At 38.3% G+C, this 22669-nt stretch carries 22 protein-coding genes; 15 read left to right on the forward strand and 7 right to left on the reverse strand.

Annotated features, from left to right (window positions below; genetic code table 11):
- The first annotated feature begins 10 nt into the window (after positions 1–10).
- From CEF16_RS01120 to CEF16_RS01130, 3 genes are read left to right on the forward strand one after another with little or no spacing between them, the layout of a single operon-like run.
- On the forward strand, positions 11–751 hold the full coding sequence (locus CEF16_RS01120) for an ABC transporter ATP-binding protein (RefSeq protein ID WP_091586929.1): 741 nt from the start codon (positions 11–13) through the stop codon (positions 749–751).
- Complete coding sequence (locus tag CEF16_RS01125; protein ID WP_091586930.1) at positions 751–1971, forward strand: ABC transporter permease; 1221 nt, start codon at positions 751–753, stop codon at positions 1969–1971. Before CEF16_RS01120 ends, CEF16_RS01125 begins: the two co-directional genes overlap by 1 nt.
- Positions 1972–1982: 11 nt before the next feature.
- Positions 1983–2720, forward strand: a complete 738-nt coding sequence (locus CEF16_RS01130) for an EcsC family protein (RefSeq protein WP_091586931.1) — start codon at positions 1983–1985, stop codon at positions 2718–2720.
- A 156-nt stretch (positions 2721–2876) separates the two neighbouring features.
- On the opposite strand, the gene CEF16_RS01135 is transcribed toward CEF16_RS01130, so the two are convergent.
- Together CEF16_RS01135 and CEF16_RS01140 are read right to left on the reverse strand one after the other, a co-directional pair.
- Entirely contained in the window at positions 2877–4049 is a 1173-nt protein-coding gene (locus CEF16_RS01135; protein ID WP_281259133.1) for a M20 family metallopeptidase, read from the reverse strand.
- 131 nt (positions 4050–4180) lie between these two features.
- The gene (locus CEF16_RS01140) at positions 4181–4897 is read right to left on the reverse strand and encodes a cytochrome c biogenesis CcdA family protein (protein ID WP_091586932.1); all 717 of its coding nucleotides are present in this window, start codon (positions 4895–4897) and stop codon (positions 4181–4183) included.
- A 542-nt stretch (positions 4898–5439) separates the two neighbouring features.
- On the opposite strand from CEF16_RS01140, the gene liaF reads away from it, so the two are divergent.
- The 7 genes from liaF to hemY all read left to right on the forward strand — a co-directional run bounded on the left by liaF (position 5440) and on the right by hemY (position 13939).
- Positions 5440–6333: a cell wall-active antibiotics response protein LiaF gene (liaF, locus tag CEF16_RS01145; RefSeq protein ID WP_091586933.1), complete on the forward strand. Its 894-nt coding sequence runs from the start codon at positions 5440–5442 to the stop codon at positions 6331–6333.
- Complete coding sequence (locus tag CEF16_RS01150; protein ID WP_091586934.1) at positions 6333–7415, forward strand: sensor histidine kinase; 1083 nt, start codon at positions 6333–6335, stop codon at positions 7413–7415. Before liaF ends, CEF16_RS01150 begins: the two co-directional genes overlap by 1 nt.
- The gene (locus tag CEF16_RS01155) at positions 7393–8022 is read left to right on the forward strand and encodes a response regulator transcription factor (RefSeq protein WP_091586935.1); all 630 of its coding nucleotides are present in this window, start codon (positions 7393–7395) and stop codon (positions 8020–8022) included. Before CEF16_RS01150 ends, CEF16_RS01155 begins: the two co-directional genes overlap by 23 nt.
- Before the next feature lie 184 nt (positions 8023–8206).
- Positions 8207–10360 carry a transglycosylase domain-containing protein gene (locus CEF16_RS01160; protein WP_091586936.1) on the forward strand — a complete coding sequence of 718 codons (2154 nt, stop codon included), beginning with the start codon at positions 8207–8209 and terminating at the stop codon, positions 10358–10360.
- 192 nt (positions 10361–10552) lie between these two features.
- On the forward strand, positions 10553–11596 hold the full coding sequence (gene hemE, locus CEF16_RS01165; protein WP_091586937.1) for a uroporphyrinogen decarboxylase: 1044 nt from the start codon (positions 10553–10555) through the stop codon (positions 11594–11596).
- A 3-nt stretch (positions 11597–11599) separates the two neighbouring features.
- Positions 11600–12529, forward strand: coding sequence for a ferrochelatase (gene hemH / locus CEF16_RS01170; RefSeq protein WP_091586938.1), 930 nt, complete (start codon positions 11600–11602; stop codon positions 12527–12529).
- Positions 12530–12547: 18 nt separating this feature from the next.
- Complete coding sequence (gene hemY, locus CEF16_RS01175; protein ID WP_091586939.1) at positions 12548–13939, forward strand: protoporphyrinogen oxidase; 1392 nt, start codon at positions 12548–12550, stop codon at positions 13937–13939.
- A 54-nt stretch (positions 13940–13993) separates the two neighbouring features.
- Here hemY and CEF16_RS01180 read toward each other — a convergent pair whose 3' ends face one another.
- The 4 genes from CEF16_RS01180 to CEF16_RS01195 form a co-directional block, all read right to left on the reverse strand.
- Positions 13994–15013: an aliphatic sulfonate ABC transporter substrate-binding protein gene (locus tag CEF16_RS01180; RefSeq protein ID WP_091586940.1), complete on the reverse strand. Its 1020-nt coding sequence runs from the start codon at positions 15011–15013 to the stop codon at positions 13994–13996.
- Between the two features lie 29 nt (positions 15014–15042).
- Positions 15043–15810 carry an ABC transporter permease gene (locus CEF16_RS01185; protein WP_091586941.1) on the reverse strand — a complete coding sequence of 256 codons (768 nt, stop codon included), beginning with the start codon at positions 15808–15810 and terminating at the stop codon, positions 15043–15045.
- Complete coding sequence (locus tag CEF16_RS01190) at positions 15743–16588, reverse strand: ABC transporter ATP-binding protein (protein ID WP_091586942.1); 846 nt, start codon at positions 16586–16588, stop codon at positions 15743–15745. Before CEF16_RS01190 ends, CEF16_RS01185 begins: the two co-directional genes overlap by 68 nt.
- Before the next feature lie 179 nt (positions 16589–16767).
- Complete coding sequence (locus CEF16_RS01195) at positions 16768–17028, reverse strand: hypothetical protein (protein ID WP_091586943.1); 261 nt, start codon at positions 17026–17028, stop codon at positions 16768–16770.
- Positions 17029–17215: 187 nt separating this feature from the next.
- On the opposite strand from CEF16_RS01195, the gene CEF16_RS01200 reads away from it, so the two are divergent.
- The 4 genes from CEF16_RS01200 to pheA all read left to right on the forward strand — a co-directional run bounded on the left by CEF16_RS01200 (position 17216) and on the right by pheA (position 20725).
- A complete protein-coding gene (locus CEF16_RS01200) occupies positions 17216–17752 on the forward strand; it encodes a Spo0B C-terminal domain-containing protein (RefSeq protein WP_091586944.1) in 537 nt (178 codons plus the stop codon).
- A gap of 10 nt (positions 17753–17762) precedes the next feature.
- Complete coding sequence (obgE, locus tag CEF16_RS01205) at positions 17763–19046, forward strand: GTPase ObgE (RefSeq protein WP_091586945.1); 1284 nt, start codon at positions 17763–17765, stop codon at positions 19044–19046.
- Positions 19047–19343: 297 nt separating this feature from the next.
- Complete coding sequence (locus CEF16_RS01210) at positions 19344–19796, forward strand: ACT domain-containing protein (protein ID WP_091586946.1); 453 nt, start codon at positions 19344–19346, stop codon at positions 19794–19796.
- 44 nt (positions 19797–19840) lie between these two features.
- A complete protein-coding gene (gene pheA, locus CEF16_RS01215) occupies positions 19841–20725 on the forward strand; it encodes a prephenate dehydratase (protein WP_091586947.1) in 885 nt (294 codons plus the stop codon).
- Positions 20726–20804: 79 nt separating this feature from the next.
- Here the strand turns inward: pheA and CEF16_RS01220 are convergent, their stop codons facing one another.
- Positions 20805–21341 (reverse strand): transcription repressor NadR, encoded by a 537-nt coding sequence (locus CEF16_RS01220; protein ID WP_091587003.1) that lies wholly within the window; start codon positions 21339–21341, stop codon positions 20805–20807.
- A gap of 234 nt (positions 21342–21575) precedes the next feature.
- On the opposite strand from CEF16_RS01220, the gene safA reads away from it, so the two are divergent.
- Entirely contained in the window at positions 21576–22607 is a 1032-nt protein-coding gene (gene safA, locus CEF16_RS24720; RefSeq protein ID WP_091586948.1) for a SafA/ExsA family spore coat assembly protein, read from the forward strand.
- The last annotated feature ends 62 nt before the right edge of the window (positions 22608–22669 follow it).

Here is a 22669-nt window from a genome sequence, read left to right on the forward strand (position 1 = left end):
GAGTAAAGATATGACAGATTTGTTAGAATTAGATAACGTCAGTGGAGGCTACAATATCCATAAGCCTGTATTACACGAGCTCAATTTCAATTTAAATAAAGGAGAAATGGTTGGTTTAATAGGTTTAAATGGTGCCGGCAAAAGCACGACCATTAAACATGTGCTGGGATTAATGGAACCAAATCAGGGTGAAATCCGTATAAATGGACAACGTTTTCAAGAACACCCTGAAACATATCGAAAAACGTTTACATATATCCCGGAAACTCCTGTATTATATGACGAACTAACGTTATGGGAACACTTAAAATTAACTGCTATGGCATATGGATTAGAAGATAAGATTTTTAAAGAAAGAGTAACTGGTCTTTTAGAAGAATATAGAATGGAAAAAATGAAAGATTGGTTTCCAAGTCATTTTTCTAAAGGGATGCGCCAAAAAGTAATGATTATGTGTGCATTCTTAGTGAAACCTGAATTATATATAGTGGATGAACCATTTGTAGGGCTAGATCCTGTAGCTATAAAATCACTCCTTGATATGATGGTACAAATGAAAGAAGAAGGAGCAGGCATTTTAATGTCTACCCACATCCTGTCTACTGCGGAACGTTATTGTGATCGATTTATTCTTCTGCACGAGGGACAAATCTGTCTAAGCGGAACGTTAAAAGAATTGAGGGAGCAGGCTGGTATGGCAGATGCTAACTTAGATGATTTATACATAGAAGTAACTAAAGGAGAAATATAATGGATGTTACTGATTTATGGGAAGAACGATCAAAACGTTTTTGGAATGAGGCAATCCGTTACCTTCGACTATTAGGAAACAGCGGTTTTATGTTCAGTTTATATGCCTTGTTCTTAGCAGGCGGCTATTTTTATCCTTCATTTATCGAATGGCTTCCTGAAACTTTTCCAATTCCTTTCGTACTTACGGCGTTATTCACCTATTTACTAACTGTCTGCCCTCTTCGTACATTTCTTAAAGAAGGGGATTTAGTTTTTTTATTGCCTTTAGAAACAAAATTAAAATCTTATTTTCGTAAGTCAGTTATCTATTCTATTGTGATGCAATCTGTCCCGTTATCTATTTTATTACTGCTGACTGGCCCACTATTTCAAGATAGAGTATCATCAAATACCAGCTATCTTTATATCGTATTATTACTCCTGCTGACAGGAAATGTATGGAACTATGCTGTACGCTGGGCAGAAGTTCGAATACAAGATGATGAAAAACGAAAAGTACACACCGGGGGAAGAGCGCTGATTAATACGGTTTATTGTTATTTTCTATTCGTGGCAGCACCGTTGTGGTTTGTATTGACTGTTTTACTGATCATGGTATTTCTTTTCTGTTTTTATCATATAAAACTTTTAAGAAATCATCCATTGAAATGGGAATTGCTGCTTCGCCTAGAGGAAAAACGTTTATCTGCATTCTATAGGTTTGTGCAGTCTTTTACAGATGTCCCCCATATAAAAATGGCTGTGAGACGCAGAAAATGGTTATCAGCAGCTGCAGACCGTTTTTTATGGAATTCAGGCTCTATATACTCGGTATTGTTTGGAAAAGCATTCATACGTTCGGGGGAATATTTCGGAATGTATGTAAGGCTTTTGTTAACAAGTGCTTTGGTAATGTATGCCTTTCCGTCTGAATGGGTTCGGTTGGGAGCTGCTTTGTTGTTTTTATATATGACCAGTGTTCAGTTAAAGACGCTATGGCACCATTTGGATACTATCATGTGGCCTGATCTATATCCTATTTCTTATCACGAAAAAGAAACGGCTTTCAAACAGTTAATGAAAAAATTATTAATATTTCAGACCATATTGCTGACGGTTGTTTACTGGATAGTAAGTGTGAGCGTGTTACCTGGCCTCATGATTTTAGCGGCAGGATTTATATTCAGTCTAACGTACCCGGTGTATAAAGGGAAAAGGAGCGTACTCCAAACGAATTAGGAGGAGGATTAATGGATACGTATGAGCAACAGGCTTATGAAGATGTTCAAGTGTGGCTTAGAAAGCTAAAAAAACCATCCAGTATGACGCAAACCTTTACAAAAAACATTCAAAGCAGAATGAATAATTTGGTTCCTAAAAAATTTCATCATTTAATGGGGCAGGCTGTTAAGCAGATGGTGGAAGGTGTACTAAATGGCTCCGAGTATTTACCAAAAGGAGACTATAAGAAAGCAAAAACTCTAAGAGAAGCAGATGAGAAACTTCAAGAACTTATTCCTGTTTTTCAAAAAGGGGCCGCAGCGGAAGGGGCAGGTACTGGAGCTGGCGGCATCTTTCTAGGAGCGGCTGATTTCCCTCTTCTTCTCGGTTTTAAAATGCGGTTTTTATTCTCAGCTGCACAAATATATGGATTAGATGTATACGATTTTAGAGACAGATTGTATATGCTTCATCTTTTCCAAGCAGCGTTTTCAAGCCCAGAAAAAAGGTGTGAAACAGCAGATAGGCTGGAAAATTGGGAAGAATATATTAGTGATAAACCAAGAAAAATATCGATGGCAGCAGAATGGGATTGGACATCTTTTCAGCAGCAATATAGAGATCATATTGATTTAGTCAAATTACTTCAGCTAATGCCTGGTTTTGGAGCAGTGATCGGAGCGGCTGCAAATTATCGGCTGCTTGGTCAGCTCGGGGAAGCTGCAAAAGAAGGCTATCGATTAAAATGGCTTCATTCAAAAGAATAATAAAAGAAAAGTGCGGGATTATCCGAGTTCAAACTAATATGCTGTACTGAAAAAGAAAAAAGAATTACAAGACCCCTATTTCTAAAGAATTAACTTTAAAAATAGGGGATTTTTTTCATCTAACCGAGACATAGGACCACCCGGGTTTTTACTTTTTTAATTGTCATACTCAAGTGCTGCTTTTCCCATTACTTTAGCAGCTAGAAGCATAGAACGTTCATCAATATCAAATTTGGGATGGTGGTGAGGATAGGTTTTTTCCCAGTTTGGATGTTGGGCGCCGGTAAAGAAGAAAGTCCCTTTCGCGTGTTTTAAATAATAAGCAAAATCTTCTCCGCCCATTTGCGGTTTCATTTCTTCTGTTTCTGTAACTCCAGGTACCTGATAGGCACAATCTGCAAGAAAAGCTGTTTCTTCTTCATGGTTAACAACAGCAGGATATCCACGTGAATAAGTAAAATCAGCTTCTGCGTTTGCACCTTGACATGTGGCATGTGTAATGGTTTCCAATTCTTTTTCTAATAAGCTGCGTACGTCTTCGCTGAATGTTCTTACCGTACCTGTAAGTTTCGCTCGGTCTGCAATAACATTGAAAGCGTTTTGTGCAACAAAAGAACCGACCGAAACAACCGCAGGCTCTTGTGGATCAACCCGGCGGCTGACGAGCTGCTGCATATTTGTAACAAGCTGTGATCCAATAACGACAGCGTCTTTGGTAAGATGTGGCATGGCACCGTGCCCTCCTTGACCAATGATTTCTATCTCAAATCGGTCCACTGCTGCCATCATCGGTCCATGTTTATATTGAATTTTTCCATGTGGAACAGTGGCCCATAGATGGGTGCCAAATATGACATCAACCCCGTCGAGGCAGCCATCTTTAATCATATCAACAGCCCCGCCTGGCGCATATTCTTCTGCATGCTGGTGAATAAAAACAACCGTACCTCTCCATTTCTCTTTTAAAGCATTTATTGCTTTTGCCAAAATGAGTAAAGTTGCTGTATGTCCGTCATGACCGCATGCGTGCATCACTCCATCTACTTTAGAACGAAAAGGAAGATCTGTTTGTTCGTGAATAGGAAGCGCATCAAAGTCTGCCCTTAAGGCGATGACAGGACCGGGTTTACCGCCTTGCAAGACGGCAGTAACACCTCTTCTTCCAACATTTGTTTTCACATCATGGCCAAGCTTTTTATGAAAATCTGCTATATATGCCGGTGTATGTTCTTCTTTAAAGGACAGCTCTGGATACTGATGAAGATATCTCCTGATTTCTACCATTTCATTATAAAAACGATCTAGTAAATCATAAAGTTTAGTTTCCAAAAAACAACCCCCCTGTATTTTATTAATGTTTTTCTATTTTATCATAGCTGATTTCCTTTCATCGTACTTTAGAAAGGTTTAACTTGCTAAAAGAATTGCATTATGAGGACTAGGCGGCAAGCCGGTAATTATTATAGTCCAAAAGGAACGAATCGGGCTAGATAGCTTGAAAGCATTTGAAAGTAACCAGTAAAAAGCATAATACCAAGCACGATCATAATATAGCCGCTAGTCTTTTGAATGATAGGAACCCACTTGTTTAATCTTTTTAATTTATTTAGTGATTTTGAGTAAATCAATGCTACTAATAGAAAGGGAATGCCTAAGCCGATGGAATAAATGAACAGCATAAATATTCCTGAATACATTGTCTCGGCCTGGCTTGCTAGTGTAAGTATAGCTCCAAGCACTAGTCCTATACAAGGGGACCAGCCGGCTGCAAACAATAATCCAAGCAGAACAGAACTTGTAAAACTAGTTGATTTTTTTGGTTCATAATGAACTTTTTTATCAGTTAATAGAGAGCGGATAGAAATAATACCAGCCATTTGGAGTCCGAAAATGACGATTATAATTCCTCCAAGTTGTTCTATGAGGTTATTCCACCTTGCAAATTGCTGTCCTAAATAGGTTGACGAAGCACCTAGCAGCATAAAGATGATCGTAAAACCAAGAATGAATCCTATACTTCTTGTTAAAATTAAACGCTTTTGGGCATTAACTTGATTGTTAGAAACTGTTGTACCGGTCAATTGAGCTAAATAAGCTGGTACAAGCGGAAAAATACAGGGAGAAAGAAAAGAAACTATTCCTGCGCCGAACGCGAGCCATATGCTTACTTCATTCAAAAGAGTTACCTCCTATTGCTATTCTGTCATTTTTATATACACAAGCCGTTTTTATTATACACTGGAAATATGAAAATTGCGTGAAGCGACGAACGTTAACTTGTACTTTAGGAAAGTTTCACTTTGTTAAAGGTTCAAAGTTAAGTAAAACTACGTCTTCCGCCATAGGATTCGACGGCAAGCCGAGTTTTTCTAATTAGATAGGAAAGTATAAAATTTTGCGCTTTGATGTCTAGCTTCAGGGGGCCCGAGATGGTTTAAGGAACTTTTGCTAGATTCGCGAACATCGTGTTCCGAGCGCAAAAGTCAGCACCTCCTGTGCAAGCCAGTTCGACGTTCTCACAGGACGAGAGGAACTTAGCCGAACGTCATTTAAAACAAGGACGCTTGCGCTTTTCTTAAGTATCCGTCTGTAGACGGATAAAAAAATAAACTCTGGCTGGTCGCATGATAAGAACTTTCATATTACACTAAATATATACAAAATTTATATGGGTTATTATTCCAAAAAATTTTAGCAGCAAGGAAGGATAGATGCGCTCATGCGTAGCTCAGGAAATATAGTATTAGGATTAATAATTATTATATTAGGACTAAACATTTTATTTGATCAGTTGTATATCGATATAAACTTAGGCTTACTTATATGGCCCATTATAGCTTTTTCATTAGCATACCATTTTTATAAGAAAGGTCGAAAATGGTTGATGTGGTTATTTACTGCTCTAGCTGTTATTTCAATTAGTAATGAAATTTTTCATTTTGATTTAACAGGTTTTATTATTGCAGCTGTTTTTCTATATTTTGGGCTGAAACTTATGAAGCGAAATGACACTGCAAAAGAAATTGATATTGACAAGGATTTGCCCTCTATAAATGAAGAGGAGAATTCAAACACATCCTCTCCATATACTGTTGATCAAACTCCAGACTTAGCGCCGTTCATTACTAATAGAGAAGAAATAAAATACAAATCCACCTCAGAAGCAGAAGAGTCTGTGAAAAACCGTCATGCGAACAAAACAAAAGTCTCTCAAGCAGATAAAAGAAAGGAACCAATTGTCACACCTTCTTACAAAAATATGTTTATCGGTGATTATAAATTAATGAAAAGAAGGTTTGCTTTGCAGGATATGAATGTGAAATACGGAATTGGTGATATTTCGATTGATTTTTCAAAAGCCATTATTGATGAAGGAGAAACGGTGATTGTTTTACACGGAGGTATTGGAGATGTAGATTTATACGTTCCTTATGAATTGGATATATCGGTTCAAGCGAGTGCCACCATTGGGGATATGAATATATTAGGTCAGCGTGAAGAAGGGCTTAATAAGCAGCTTACTATTAATACCGATTATTATAAAGAAGCTGATCGAAAAATAAAGGTTATTATATCTGTGATTATCGGTGATATAGACGTGAGGTATGTATAATGCGAAAAATGGTAAACATCCAATGGGACTATATCCGATATTCTTTTGGAACAGCAGTGATTACAGCTGTGCTGTTATTTTTGATTCTGTTATCTAGCACGGAAGATTTATTATTATTACTCACTTTTAAAAGTTGGTTTGGTTTACCTACACTTCTAATATGGGTTGTTGTGTCCTTTCTTTTAGCCTTATTGATAGGATGGCGAGGCGGAAAAAGGCAGAAACTGCGAATAAACAAATTATTAGCAGGAACATTGGCGTTGGAAAAAGGAGATTTTTCTAAAAATATACACATAGACGGTGAAGACGAGTTTGCAGTAATGGGAAATCACTTGAATGCTGTGGCAAGCAGGATGGAAGAACAAGCAAGGTCTGTTCAAAAGCTTTCGGCGGAACGAGCTGAATGGCAAGCTTCCATTAAACAATCAGCTGCAGCTGCTGAAAGACAAAGGCTGGCCAGAGAGCTGCATGATGCGGTAAGTCAACAGTTATTTGCTATATCGATGACGACGGCAGCTCTACAGAAAACGATACCGAACGATATTGTTAAAGGAAAAAAACAAGTATCACTTATAGAAAAAATGGCAGGAAATGCACAAGGGGAAATGAGAGCATTGCTTATGCATTTACGTCCGGCAAGTTTAGAAGGTAAATTACTAGAGGATGGTTTGAAAAATTTGCTGCAAGAGCTTTCAGAGAAGACAAAATTGCAAATTAAGTGGAATATTCAAGAAATTCCAGACGCAGGGAAGGGGATTGAAGACCATCTTTTCCGGATTGCACAAGAAGCACTTTCCAATGTATTAAGACACGCTCAAGCTGCTCAAGTAGATTTTCAACTAAAGTGCTATTCTGGTCAGTTGCGAATGAAAATCATTGACGATGGAGTCGGATTTCACTTAGAAAGAGACCAAAAACAATCGTCTTATGGTCTTTCTATGATGAAAGAAAGAGTGAACGAACTTGGGGGAGTAATTCATATTTTATCTTATCCAAGAAAAGGGACACAGATTGAAGTAAATGTTCCAATAGTGGATGATAAAGAGGAGGAGAAGCCGATTGATAAAAGTAGTGCTGATTGATGATCATGAAATGGTGCGTATGGGAGTATCAGCTTACCTTTCAACGGAAGAAGATATAGATATTGCAGGAGAAGCTGCCAATGGAAAAGACGGCGTAAATGTAGTGCGAGAACATAAACCTGATGTCGTTTTAATGGATCTTATTATGGATGAAATGGATGGTATTGAAGCAACGCGACTGATTACATCTGAGTTTCCGAATACAAAAGTCATCGTGCTTACTAGCTTTTATGATGATGAACAGGTTTATCCTGCGATTGAAGCTGGGGCGTTCAGCTATTTATTGAAAACGTCAAAAGCACATACGATTGCAGAGGCAATACGTGCAGCGATGAACGGGGAATCTAAAGTAGAAGCAGAAGTTACGAAGAAGATGATGAAAAAAATGCGCCACCCTGATCAAATGCGTCATGAAACGTTAACATCAAGAGAGCTAGAAGTGCTGGCTTTAATTGGAGAGGGGAAAACTAATCAAGAAATTGCTGATGAATTATATATTGGAATTAAAACCGTAAAAACCCATGTGAGTCATATATTATCTAAGTTAGAGGTAGATGACAGAACACAAATAGCGGTTTATGCTCATCGACATGGATTAGTAAAATAAGAGTGTTTAAATTTTTCAATGGGTATTTCCGTAATTTTTCAAATAAATATTAAAAAATAACAGATAATATAAAAGGATATGTAAAAATATATCGAAACAGAGCTAACTGATTTATAATAGATTCGAGCCAAATACCTATTGAGTCTTGCGCTTAAATATGCGCGTATAATGAAGGAGTAATAGCATGAGGAATAAATGGATAATCTGGGGGCTTGCAGTTTTTACTTTTATTATATTGAGCGCCGGGATTTATCTTTCTTCTGTCGTAATTGGTGCGGCCGCGATAGATGAGAAAAAATTAGTAATGAACGAAACTACTGAAATCTTTGATAATAATGGAGAAAAATTGGCAGAACTCTATATTGAGGACAGAGATTTGATTAATATAGAAGACATACCTGACCATGTTAAACAGCCTTTTGTAGCTATAGAAGATATTCGGTTTTATGATCACCAGGGAATTGATCCTCGCGCCATACTTAGAGCCTTATATCGTGATATTTTAGCAGGGTCTAAAGTAGAAGGCGGAAGTACGATTACCCAGCAATTAGCAAAAAATGCTTTTCTATCGAGTGATAAAACCTTGCTTCGTAAAACAAAAGAAGTACTTATTGCCATGGGACTTGAACGGAAATTCAGCAAAGATGAAATACTAGGATATTATTTAAATCAGGTATATTTTGGCCATGGTGCTTACGGTATAAAGTCAGCGGCAGAACTTTATTTTGACAAAGCTGTCGAAGATTTGACAACAGATGAAGCAGCTTTACTTGCTGGTATACCTAAAGCACCGGGAAATTACTCGCCTGTTGAAGATGCGGAACGTGCAAAAGAAAGACGAAACACTGTTTTAGCTCTTATGGAGCGGCACGGATTTATTACAGCAGAGGAAGCAACAGCATATCAAGGAAAAACAGTGCCGGATTCACTTAACCGGTCAAAAGAAACGACAGCTTTTTACACATATATCGATATGATGTTAGAAGAAGCTGAAAACAAGTACCATCTCACCCCAGAAGAAGTATATCGAGGCGGATACGATATTGTTGTTCCGATGAACAAAGAAATGCAGCAAGCTTCCTACGACTTATTTCAAGAAGAAGCCTACTTCCCTGAAGAAGCAAAGGATGCCGAAGGGGCTTTTTTCATGATGGATCACCATAGCGGCGGAGTTGCAGCTGTGCAAGGCGGAAGAGAGTATGTTCGCAGAGGTTTAAACAGAGTAAAAGTGAAACGACAGCCAGGGTCAGTCATGAAACCACTTGCTGTGTATGCTCCGGCATTAGAATCAGGAGAATACCATCCGTATTCGTTACTAAAAGACGAACAGATGGACTTTGATGGGTACTCTCCTAAAAATTATAATGGCGAGTACCGCGGTGAAATATCGATGGCTGATGCAATCACTGAATCTACCAATACGGCTGCTGTTTGGTTATATGATCAGATTGGAGAAAAAGAAAGTAGTACATGGATGGAGGAGCTTGGACTTCAAATAGAGGATAACGGCTTGGCTGTGGCACTTGGAGGACTTACTGAAGGTCTTTCTCCAATGGAACTGGCATCTGCGTATACTGCCTTTTCTAATCAAGGCACAAAAGTTAACCCTTATTTTATCGAAAAGATAACCGATAGAAATGGGGAGGTAATTGGACAAGCAGATCCCGAAACAAAAGAAGTAATGAGTGCACAAAATGCCTGGTATATGACAAGACTTCTGGAAAATGTAGTGCAAGAAGGGACCGGAACTGCTGGAGAAACGGTTTATCCATTGGCGGGAAAAACGGGCACGACTTCTTTTTTAGAAATAGAAGGAGGAACACGGGACGCATGGTTTGCCGGGTTTACTCCACAATGGACCGGGGCTCTTTGGATGGGATATGACAAAACTACAGAAGATCAGCATCTTCAGGCAGGCAGCTCGTATCCAACACGTTTATTTAAAGAAATTCTTAACGACGTTCCTGCTGATGATAGTGTGCAAACTGCATTTCAACAACCAGAAGATGTGAAAGACTTAGAAGAACCTGTAGAAATGGCCCGGGTGAACGATTTGTCTGCTTCACTCAGTTTAAAAGGAGGCGGGCTTTTCAATGTTCACTTAAAATGGTCTGCGGCGGCAGATGAACGTGTAATATATCGAGTGTATGAAGTGAACGATGGAGAAGGTGAAATCATTGAAGAAGTTGAAGGAGACAGCGAATTTACGATTGAAGGAGTCAATGTTTTTAATTTACAAGATTATATGGTCGTGCCTTTTAATCCACAAACAGAAAAAGAAGGTGAGCCATCAAACGTTGCAGAAGTAAGTGTAGGCTCTTTATTTGGAGCTGGTTAAAAATAATATGGATGGGGCTGTGTTAAGGCACAGTCCTTTTTTTCTTTCTATTTTATGAACAAAGTCTATGAGTACTGTACATGACAATAAGAGAAGAGTATGGTAAAAAGGGTATGGAAATAATATTAAAGAAATAATTTATATAACTTATATAACGTTTGTAAGCGTATTAGATAAAAGGAGTGCTTGGCTATGGGTGAAGAAGCATTTAACGATAATTTTTTGAGGGCTGCTTATGGACAAAATACAGATCACATCCCTGTGTGGTATATGAGACAAGCAGGTCGTTCTCAGCCTGAATATAGAAAACTAAAAGAGAAATATTCTTTGTTTGAGATTACTCATGATCCAGAACTTTGTGCTTATGTTACTAAGTTACCAGTAGATCAATATAATAATGACGCTGCGATTCTCTACAAAGATATTATGACCCCTCTTCCATCTATTGGAGTAGATGTAGATATAAAACCGGGCGTCGGGCCAGTTATTAATAATCCAATAACACAACCGAAAGATGTTGAAAAGCTGGGAAATATTGATCCTGAAAAAGAAGTGCCCTACGTGTTAGATACAATTAAGCTGCTGAGAGAACAACTGAATGTACCATTAATTAGTTTTAGCGGAGCGCCATTCACACTGGCAAGCTATATGATCGAAGGCGGTCCTTCTAAAAATTATCATAAAACCAAAGCTTTTATGTATTCCAAACCCATTGCCTGGTTTGCTCTTATGGATAAATTAGGAGATATGACGATCCGCTACGTGTCCTCTCAAATAAAGGCAGGAGCTCAAGCTATTCAAATATTTGACTCATGGGTAGGGGCTTTAAATGCGGAAGATTATCGGTTTTACGTAAAGCCGGTTATGAAACGAATCTTTGAAACGATACAAAAAGAAGAAGTTCCATTAAGTATGTTTGGAGTTGGAGCTGGTCACCTTCTGCAGGATTGGAACGATTTTTCATTACAAATTATCGGTCTAGATTGGCGAACTTCTATTTCGGAAGCTAGACAGCTCGGAGTTACAAAATCTTTGCAAGGGAATTTAGATCCTTCCATTCTATTGGCACCTTGGGATGTTATAGAAGAGAAAGTGAAGCCTATCCTTGAAGCAGGTATGCAAGAAGAAGGTTTTGTTTTTAACCTCGGTCACGGGGTCTTCCCAGAAGTAGATCCAGATTCATTGAAGCGGCTAACCGCTTTTGTTCACGATTATACCAATAAAATTGGGAGGTAAAGCATGAAAAAAATCGGATTACTGGTAATGGCTTACGGCACTCCTAGAAGTTTAGATGACGTGGAGCCTTACTATACACATATAAGAAGAGGAAGAAAGCCGTCTGAAGAAGCATTACAGGATTTAATATCTCGGTATGAAGCTATTGGAGGAATTTCACCTCTAGCTAAAATTACTGACAATCAAGGAGAAAGCTTAAAAGACCGTTTAAATGAACGTTATGATGATATAGAGTTTCACTGGTATTTAGGTTTGAAGCACATTGATCCTTTTATTGAGGACGCAGTCCAAAAAATGAAGGAAGACGGTATTGAAGAAGCATACAGCATTGTACTAGCCCCGCATTTCTCTACGTTCAGCATTAAATCTTATAATGGACGAGTTCAAGAAGAAACGAAAAAAATAGGTGGGCCTGTCATTCATTCTGTAGAAAGCTGGTATGATGAACCAAAGTTTATTGACTTTTGGGTAAATCAGGTGAAAGATACACTGGCAAAAACAGAAAACGAGAAAAAAACATGTGTGATTTTTTCAGCACACAGCCTGCCGGAGAAAATTATTCAGGCGGGGGACCCTTACCCTGAACAGTTAGAAAAAACCGCTAAATGGATTGCTGAAAAAGCACATGTACCACATTATGCTATCGGCTGGCAAAGTGAAGGGAATACACCAGATCCATGGCTTGGACCTGATGTGCAAGATTTAACAAAAGAACTTCATCGTAAATATGGATATACTTCTTTTGTCTATTGTCCTGTAGGATTTGTGGCAGATCACTTGGAAGTATTGTTTGATAATGACGTGGAATGCAAGCAGGCTTGTGATGAAGTAGGGGCTTCTTATTACCGTCCTGACATGCCAAATGCACATCCTGATTTTATTGATGCTCTTGTAGATGTTATTACCAAAAAGATGAATGAAAAGACTGGTTAAGTAAACGGGGAATATATTATGAAAGTAGCAATTATTGGCGGCGGGATAACGGGGCTGACCGCTGCTTATTATTTACAGAAAGAAACGATGAGTCAAAACATCAATATGGATTATCATTTATATGAAAGTTCTAGTCAACTTGGCGGGAAAATACAAACGGATTATCATAATGGTTTTATCATTGAACAAGGACCGGATTCTTTCTTGGCAAGAAAAGAAAGTGCTGCAAAACTAGCTAAAGAAGTAGGACTAGAGCATGAACTCATCTTTAATAATGCAGGGAAAGCATATGTTTTAAAAGGCCAAACGCTTCATCCAATTCCTGGTGGAGCTATAATGGGAATCCCGACAAAACTTGGTCCATTTTTGACAACAAGCCTTTTTTCACCTGCTGGTAAGACCAGAGCAGCCTTGGACCTCTTCTTACCAAAAAGCAGTACAAATAATGATCAATCATTAGGCGGTTTTTTTCGACGCCGTCTTGGCAGTGAAGTTGTAGATAATCTCATTGAGCCGCTTCTCTCAGGAATTTATGCAGGCGATATTGATCGCTTAAGCTTGCAATCAACTTTTCCTCAGTTTCATCAAGTGGAACAAAAACATCGCAGTTTAATTCTCGGAATGAAGGCATCCAGGCCTCTTGAAAAATCGCAAGAAAAGAAGACAGGAGCATTTCAAACATTAAGGAATGGCCTGCAATCGCTGGTGGATGGACTAGAAAACCATTTAGACGAAGATGCGATTAATAAAAACAAAACATTAGAGCAAATCGTGCCAGAACAGAGCCAATATAAACTGTTATTTACAGACGGTGATTCAAAAATTTTTGATAGAGTAATTTTGGCAACCCCGCCTCATGTAAATGCGAAGCTCTTTAATGATAAGGAGACCCAGCATTTATTTTCTTCGATTACTTCTACATCAGTGGCTACTGTTGCAATGGCTTTTGAGGAGGAGCAAATTCCGGAGGATTTTAATGGCACAGGATTTGTTGTATCTAAAAAAAGTGATTATACGATAACTGCTTGCACATGGACTCATTTAAAATGGGAGCATACTGCGCCAAAAGGGAAAGCTCTCCTTCGCTGTTACGTAGGGAAGCCAGGAGGCGAAAGTATTGTGGAAGAAGATGATGAGAGTATAATAGAAGTCGTACTAAAAGATTTAAACAAAGTAATGAATGTGAACGGACGACCTGAATATTACAAGATTACACGCTGGCGGAATTCTATGCCTCAATATGAAGTGGACCATGCTATACAAATGGATAAAATAAAAAACACAATTCAAGCATCATACCCTGGTGTGTTTGTTGCTGGAGCGGCTTATGAAGGGGTTGGCTTACCGGATTGTATCAACCAGGGAGAAGACGTCATCCATCAATTATTAACATCCCTGAATGAAAAATAAAACCACCCAATCCTGCTTTGAAGCAGGTTAGGGTGGTTTTTTGTGTTCGATTCTTTATTCTTTCTCTTCTATTTCTTCCAATAATGAAGTATCAACAAGTCCCTCCAAATTTGGTTCGTCTTCAATAAAGCCGAGTTCATAGGATGCATCGGCCCAAGATTGAAGGGCATCTGCAGAAACTTCTGTGGTAATATTCATGCGCTCCCATGCGTTTTGCAATACACCGTCTGAAAATTGAGTTTGAGAAAGTTCATATACAAGATCGTTAACAGCATTGAGCGTTTCTTCTTCGTATTCTCCTGTGAATGCCACCGCTTTTTCATGTGCAGCTAGAACACTTTCAACTTTCTCTGGATTTTCTTCCATAAATTCTTCTGATGTTACTAGGACAACACTTGGTAGAGATTCTCCAAGGAATACTTCATCCCACTCTGTAACCACATTTGCATTTAATTCTTCGACAAGGTAGGTTCCCCATGGCTCGGGTGCAGCGGCAGCATCTACTTCCCCTTGTTCAAAGCGAACCATCATAGAAGCTGGATCCACACGTGATTGGTGTTCGACTGTTCCGCCTACTCGATTTGATTCCATACCAAGTTCTTGAAGCATAATTTCTAACTGGACGTTATGGGTACAGCCGTTTCCAGGGGTGCAAAAGGATTTCCCATCAAAATCATCTAAGGACTCAATGCCGGAGTCTTCACTTGAAACAATCAGAGTAGCGCCGTTTGCGGCACCGCTTAGTATTTTTATATCCCCGCCGCTTAAATGATAGTTAATAGCTGGTCCTGGACCCACATAACCAATATCTAAATCCCCAGCGTCAAGAGCTTCAATAAAATCATTTCCATTTGGAAAGTTAGTAAATTCTACGTCAGTTCCTTCTAGCTCTTCTTCAAAAATACCTTCTTGTTTTCCGATGATTCCTGCAGCATGGTCAAGATTAGGAAAGTAACCTATATTAATTTCCCCGCCGTTGTTTTCTCCGTCACCTGAAACAGACTCCCCACCGCCGCAAGCAGTTAGTCCTAAGACTGCTATGGATATGAGGGTTGTAAGACCCCATTTTTTCATGTTAACCTCTCCCTTTTAATAATTATGTTTTAAGAAGACAATCCCCAGCGTGAAAAAACTTTTCTTTCTATGCGATCAAAAATAACATACTCCATAATAAGACCGATTGTTGCAATGATAATCATTATAGCGATAACTAAATCCATATTATAAAAATCTCTAGCGTCCATTAAGGTGCGCCCTAAACCGCCTGATCCTATCAATTCAGCAGCCATCAATGCTCTCCAAGCAAAAGCCCAAGCCAGTCTCGTTCCTGATAAAAAAGATGGAACAGCTGCTGGAATCATAACACGCCACACAAGTTCAGACCCTTTATATCCTAATGTTCTGGCAGCTCTAATCAAAATAGGCTGAACGGATTTAATGCCGAGCCTCATATTAGAGGTCATAACCCATGTTCCTCCTAAAGTGACGATCATGACAATAGAAAGCGTTCCGGTACCAAATAACATTAACATGATTGGCAGCCAAACAATACTAGGTATCGATTGAAGAGCAATCACAAGCGAACCAAGCGTTTCATCAGCTAATTTAGAACGTGCTAACAATAGACCGAGAGCTGTGCCAATAATAATCGCAATGATAAATCCGATTATTAACCTTTGAATACTGGTTGTAAGTGCTTCTGTTAATATACCTGTCTCAAAAAAGCCAATGTATAGTTCGTTTACTGAATTAAAGGGCGATGGAAACCCTGTACCTGGAAAGAATTGAAGCGATAAATTAATCCTATATATTATTTCCCATGTTGCGATCAGAATGATAAAGAAGAGCACCCTTCTTACTGTTGTAATCATCACCCATCTCCTCTCTCATCACTTTCTCAATTTCTCTTGCTAGTTTTTGCTGAATTCTTTCTTCAAGCTCGCCAAATTGTTTAGATGATGGTTTTCTTGGTCTATCAAGTGGTACATCAAATATTTCAACAATTCTTCCTGGGCGGGTTCCCATCAACACAATCCGATCAGAAAGAAGGATGGATTCGCGAATGTTATGAGTGACAAACACAATCGTTTTCTGTGTTTTCTCCCAGATGTATTGTACTTCTTTATGGAGCATAGAACGGGTTTGTTCATCTAAAGCTCCAAACGGTTCATCCATAAGAAGAATATCAGGGTCTAAGGCAAGCGTTCTTGCAATGGACACGCGTTGTTTCATGCCTCCTGAAAGTTCATGTGGGTAAGAGTCAATAAATTTACTTAAATGAACTAATTTTAAGAAGTATTTGGCTCTTTCTTTTGCTTCTTCTTTTTTCATTTTCTTTCGGAGACCAAACATTACGTTATCTAAAACCGTCAGCCATGGCATTAGCGCAGACTCTTGAAAAACAACGCCGCGATCAGGTCCAGGTTCTTTTACTTTTTTAGTACCTACATTAATTATTCCGTTTGTCGGTTGCTCAAGTCCGGCAATAATGTTTAAAAGAGTAGACTTGCCACACCCTGAAGGTCCTAACAACGAGACAAATTCCCCCGATTTAATTTCGGTTGTAATATCCTTAAAAACTGTAAATGATGATTTGTTTTCTTTATCAAAAAATGTTTTTTCTACATTATCTATAATGACATCAGCCATTGGGACTTCACCGCCCGATTCTATAATTCATATAAATTTAGTAGGTTTTATGTTGTTAGTATATGTGGCAGCACGGTTGATGTCAATATTCTTTCTATAAAAACTAGAAGCTTATCATAAAAAGGGTCCCCCGCTAAATTGGGGAACCCTAATCACTAGTATTAAATGATTTACGTCAATTAACCCTGTTGTTGTGCTTGCTGAAGTTGTTGTTGTGCTTGTTGCAGTTCTTGCTGGGCTTGTTGAATTTGTTGCTGGTTTTGTGTGTTACCTTGCTGCTGGACCTGCTGCTGAGCTTGTTGAAGCTGCTGTTGTGCTTGCTGAAGCTGCTGCTGTGATTGTTGAAGTTTTTGTGGATCATTAGCTGCATTTTGCATGTTTTGTTGAGCTTGTTGAATGGCTTGCTGAGCTTGTTGGACTTGCTGATTTTGTTGTGGCATAATAACCCTCCGTTTTAATGTTGTATAGGTTAACGATATTTATCGTTTCCGTTGTACAAAATAATATGCACAAACCGTAAAAAACTTGGCAATTGAAAGATAAATGTATTACGTCTATGCCCGTTTTTTTGGTTATGGTACAATATGTTTTATCCTCAAACGCCAAAATAATGAGGAGTGCTAAGCAGTGGATGCAAAAAAGCAATTAGAATTATTAAATCATTCTAGGCATGATTGGATGAATGTTTTACAAATAATAAAGGGAAATATCACGTTAGAACGCTATGAAAAAGTAGAAGAAATAGTGGAGAAAACGATCCAGAAAAAAGAGCATGAAAGCAGATTAACACGTTTGCAAATGCCTAAAACAGCAGCATTTTTACTAACTTTTAATTGGTATTCCCGCATGTTCACTTTAGATATAGAAGTCACAGAGAATACAGGAAGCTGCACTGTTTATGATAATGATTGGAATTATTTAATAACGACTTTCCTTCATACTCTGGATCGATCAGTCCTTCCGGGGGCTGATAATCAGTTACTTATTACGATTCATACTTTGGAGAAACCTTTTCTGGAGTTTGATTTTCTAGGAGAAATTGAAAAGCTAGAAGAAATAAATAATTGGCTTTACGCTTTCTCCTCTTCTTCTAATCATTGCTTTGTAACGAATGTTGTTTGCAATGAAAAGGAAATATTTTTTACAGCATGGAATAATAAATGAGGTGAAAACATTGTTTGTGGATAAAGTAAAAGTTTATATAAAGGCTGGTGACGGCGGTAATGGAATGGTTGCTTTCAGGCGTGAAAAATTTGTTCCTGAAGGCGGTCCTGCAGGCGGAGATGGTGGGAAAGGTGCGGATATAATTCTTGAAGTGGATGAAGGACTTCGTACTTTAATGGATTTTCGATATCAAAAGCATTTTAAAGCAAAAGCCGGAGAAAATGGCCGTCCTAAAAATCAGCACGGTAAAAACGCCGAAGACCTTGTTATAAAAGTCCCTCCTGGAACGACGATTACAGATGATGATACGAAAGAAGTCATTGCAGATCTCACAGAACACGGAGAGCGTTCAATTGTTGCAAAAGGTGGAAGAGGTGGAAGAGGAAATACACGTTTTGCGACTCCGGCAAACCCCGCTCCTGAATTAAGCGAAAAGGGAGAACCAGCAGAAGAACGGTACATTAATCTTGAATTAAAAGTATTAGCGGATGTTGGGTTAGTTGGATTTCCAAGTGTAGGTAAATCAACCTTGTTATCTGTTGTTTCTGCTGCTAAACCTAAAATTGCTGATTATCATTTTACGACATTAAATCCCAATCTGGGAGTGGTGGCGGTAGATGACGGCCGCAGTTTCGTGTTGGCTGATTTACCTGGCTTAATAGAAGGAGCACATGAAGGCGTCGGTTTAGGACATCAATTTTTACGTCACATTGAACGTACGAAAGTGATTATACATGTTATTGATATGTCGGGTTTAGAAGGCCGGGATCCCTTAGAAGATTTCGAGAAAATTAACGATGAGCTGAAACAATATAATTTAAGGCTGCTTGAACGTCCCCAAATAATAATGGCTAATAAAATGGATATGCCTGATGCAGAAGATAATTTCGAGCAATTTAAAGAAAAAGTGCCGGATAATTATAAGGTCTTTCCTGTATCTGCTTTAACCAAAAAAGGCTTAAAAGAAATGATTCGAGAAGTGGCTGACCTAGTCGACAACACTTCTGAATTTCCGTTATATGATGAAGAGGAAAACAAAGAAAGAGTAGTTTATCGATTTGAGAAAAAGGAAGATCCATTTTCTATATCCCGTGATGTTGATGGGGCATTTGTCCTTTCTGGACCAGAAATTGAAAGAGCATTTAAAATGACTGATATGACACGTGATGAGTCTATAAGACGTTTTTCTAGGAAAATGCGTCATATGGGTATTGATGAAGCATTGAGGAAAAAAGGAGCCCAACATGGTGATACGATTAGGCTGCTTGATTTTGAATTTGAGTTTATTGAATGATGGGTATAACAATAGAACTTTAGGGATCTAGAAACATATTCAGCGTTTTCGTTATTAATTGACAATGCTCAATTCTAAGACGCTGCGTTGCCGTAGAACGTACTTTCAAGCGGTGATCAGTATACGGTTAAACACATGCCGTCTAAGCGGGATAGACGGCATGTGTATGCCTATTCGCTTTTTATTATGAAGAAGTAATTTATAAAGGAACGTTGTCAAAAAGTTTTTGCAACTTTATAATAAGTAATCAGTGCGGTACAATCACTGGACGTAACCAGTACCGGCGGTGGTGTATATATGGCAGAAAAAATTGATAACTTTTATTTGGTGAGACAGGATATGTTAACAGAAGCCATGCAAAAAACATTAGAGGCTAAAGCACTTTTAGAAAGCGGTAAAGTTCATAAAGTAGCAGAAGCTGTACAAACAGTAGAATTGAGCAGAAGCGCTTTTTATAAATATAGGGACGCTGTTTTCCCGTTTCATCAAATGATTCAAGAACAAATTATTACTTTGTCTATACAACTCGCAGATAAGTCAGGTTCATTATCTGCATTATTAAAGGAAGTGGCCAAAGCGAACTCGAATGTATTAACCATTAATCAATCCATTCCTTTACAAGGACGCGCAAATGTGACTTTGACTGTGGATACTTCTGCCTTAAAAATGGAAGTAATGGATTTGGTTAAAAGGATTCAAGCAATGGAAGCTGTGGATAAAGCAGAAATTGTTGGATCAGGTTCCCTTTAGGTAAATAAAACACATGACGGTTTAAATGAAAAGGAGTGGAGTAAATGACAAAAAAAGTCGGGTACTTAGGGCCAGAAGGATCATTTACAGAAGCGGCTGCAAAAGCCGTATTACCAGATAATGATCGCTATCCTTATTCTACGATACCTTCTTGTATGGCTGCAGCAGCTAAAAGTGACATTGATATTGCTGTTGTACCATTGGAAAATGCCATTGAGGGTTCGGTCAATATGACCCTCGATTACTTAATCCATAAACATGACCTTCCAATTATTGGCGAGATCACCGTTCCGATTGAACAGCATCTCATGGTACATCCAGCAAGAGAAAAGGACTGGAAGGATGTAAGTAATATTTATTCTCATCCGCAAGCCATTGCTCAATGTGATGATTTTATAAATAATAACTTGCCAAATGCAAAAATTCATTACACCAATTCCACGAGCTCCGCAGCAAAAGATATTTCTGAGCATCCGGGATTTAATGGAGCTGCTATTGCGAATTATTTAGCTGCAGAAAAATATGGTTTGAAAATAGTTGAACAAAATATTCATGATTATGATAACAACCATACCCGTTTTGTATTGCTTTCTAATAAAGATAATAAGGATTCTTTCGAAAGTAAAGAAAATCAAAGCGGAAAAACTACTTTGATGATTACCCTTCCTTCAGATTATTCAGGCGCATTACATCAAGTACTTTCAGCTTTTGCCTGGCGAAAATTAAATTTAACAAAAATTGAATCCAGACCCATGAAGACAGGAATCGGCAATTATTTCTTTATTATTGATGTGGACCAAGATATGGATGATGTACTAATTCCAGGTGTTATTGCAGAATTAGAAGCACTTGGATGCGGAGTACGTATTCTTGGGAGCTATCCCTGTTTTCTCTCTCTCAGTTTAGAAGTTAAGCCTATCCTCGAATAAGGGGAAGGCTTAATTTATTTATAAAATAAGATTGAAAAACAGCATAATAAGAAAATTACCATGCTTTCCATAAATGGCACTATTCTTTTGTAAATGAAGTCAATAGAAATCCTTTATTTTTTAGTGCTTCTTCTACGTCCTGAATAATTTTTTCAGAAGAGGCTTCGATTGTATGTAAATGAGTACCATCTGTCAGTTCAGAAAGTAGAGGCGCATTCGTCTTATCTAACTCTTTAATAAATTGCTGTACGTCTTTTCGGCTTGATACCATTAGAGAAGCTGTTAAATCACCATATAAAGGATGTTCGATCGTAACATCCACCACTTTGGCACCATGATCTACCATTAAATTTAATTCCTCTTCCGTTACAGTCCGATCAGAAGAATGAAAACACGCTATCTGCTTTCTTATGGATGTGTTTTCTTCATTAGCAATAAGTAAATAACCTTGAGCCGTTGCAATAATTGGGTGGTTTTTTGCTTTAAGCAAAGAAATGTCTTGAACAATAACTTGTCTGCTCACATTTGTTTTTAAAGCAAGTTCACTTCCTGTAATGGGATCATTACTTTCTGAGAGCCAGTCTAAAATCAGTTCTCTTCGTTTTTTTCCCGGCATTTTATCTGATTGTTTTACCAATGTAATACCCTCCAATACAAAAATAATGATTAGTTAAATCTTACAAGATCCTGTTTTTTATGCATAGTATAGGGTTTTAGCGTTTTGCAGGGAAGTCATATATATATTTCCTCTAGCATATGCTTGCCATAGACGATGGGAACGGAAGGGAAGAAGTAAGCCGTTATAACTTCTTCAAACCGGCTTCGATCATTTCTAGGAGGAGGAAATATAATGCAAATTCATATTGTTCAAAAAGGAGATACATTATGGAAACTTGCCCAGCAGTATAATGTTGATTTTGATTCAGTAAAAAAGGCGAATACACATCTATCTGATCCGGATAAAATAATGCCAGGGATGAAGATAAAGATCCCGACAAAAAGTGTGCCGGTAAAAAAAGAACAACAGAAACCCGACGTTAATCAACAGTATAAACCTAAAGAACAAAAAAAAGAGGAGCAAGTACCAAAAAAGCCTGAACCTAAACAACCAATTCAGAAAAAGCCAGCACCAAAACCAGCACCAAAACAGCCTCAAGCACCTAAACCTAAAATGCCTCCGAAACCACCGGTAGTCAGTCCGTCACAAGAACAGCATTTTAATATGAATGTTAATTTATACAAACCGTATCCGTCAAAGGCACCAACCGAAGCACCTAAAAAAGAAAAGCCCAAGCAGCAGCCTGTAAAAGAAAAATATGCACCTAAGAAACAAGATAAAAAACCAATGGTTAAGCCAATGGAACAACAAAAAATGCCTAAAATGCCAAAAACACCAAAAATGCAAACTATGCCAATACAGCAATCCCCTATGCATCATACAATGCCTTATATGATGCCAGGACCAGGACATAGTCATTGCCCTCCAATGCCGCCAATGTTGCCTTGCTGTTCTCCTTGCGGTCCTTCTCCTATGATGCCTATGCACCCGCCGATGCACCCGATGCACCCGATGCATTCTCCAATGAGCGGAGGACCTTGTGATGGAAACATGATGCAGCATATGACTATGCCATACGCTTCTGAGAGTATGAATGGCTATAACCAATATTCACCAAACCACATGATGAATCCATATCACAATTACAATGGTAATTATGGAGATTACAGTAATTATAATAATAACTATAATAACGACAATAATTATAACAGCACCAATAATTACAATAACTATAACAACGATTACGACAACCATAATAATGACAATGATTTCGGGGGAATGTATTCTCCATGGATGAATAATTATAACAGAGACGATGAATAAAAAATAAATACATTTACCTTTATTACCTTCAACTAACAGCTTAAAAAAACCCTCCTTGAGTC

This window comes from Alteribacillus bidgolensis (assembly GCF_002886255.1).
Classification (GTDB): Bacteria; Bacillota; Bacilli; order Bacillales; family Marinococcaceae; genus Alteribacillus; species Alteribacillus bidgolensis.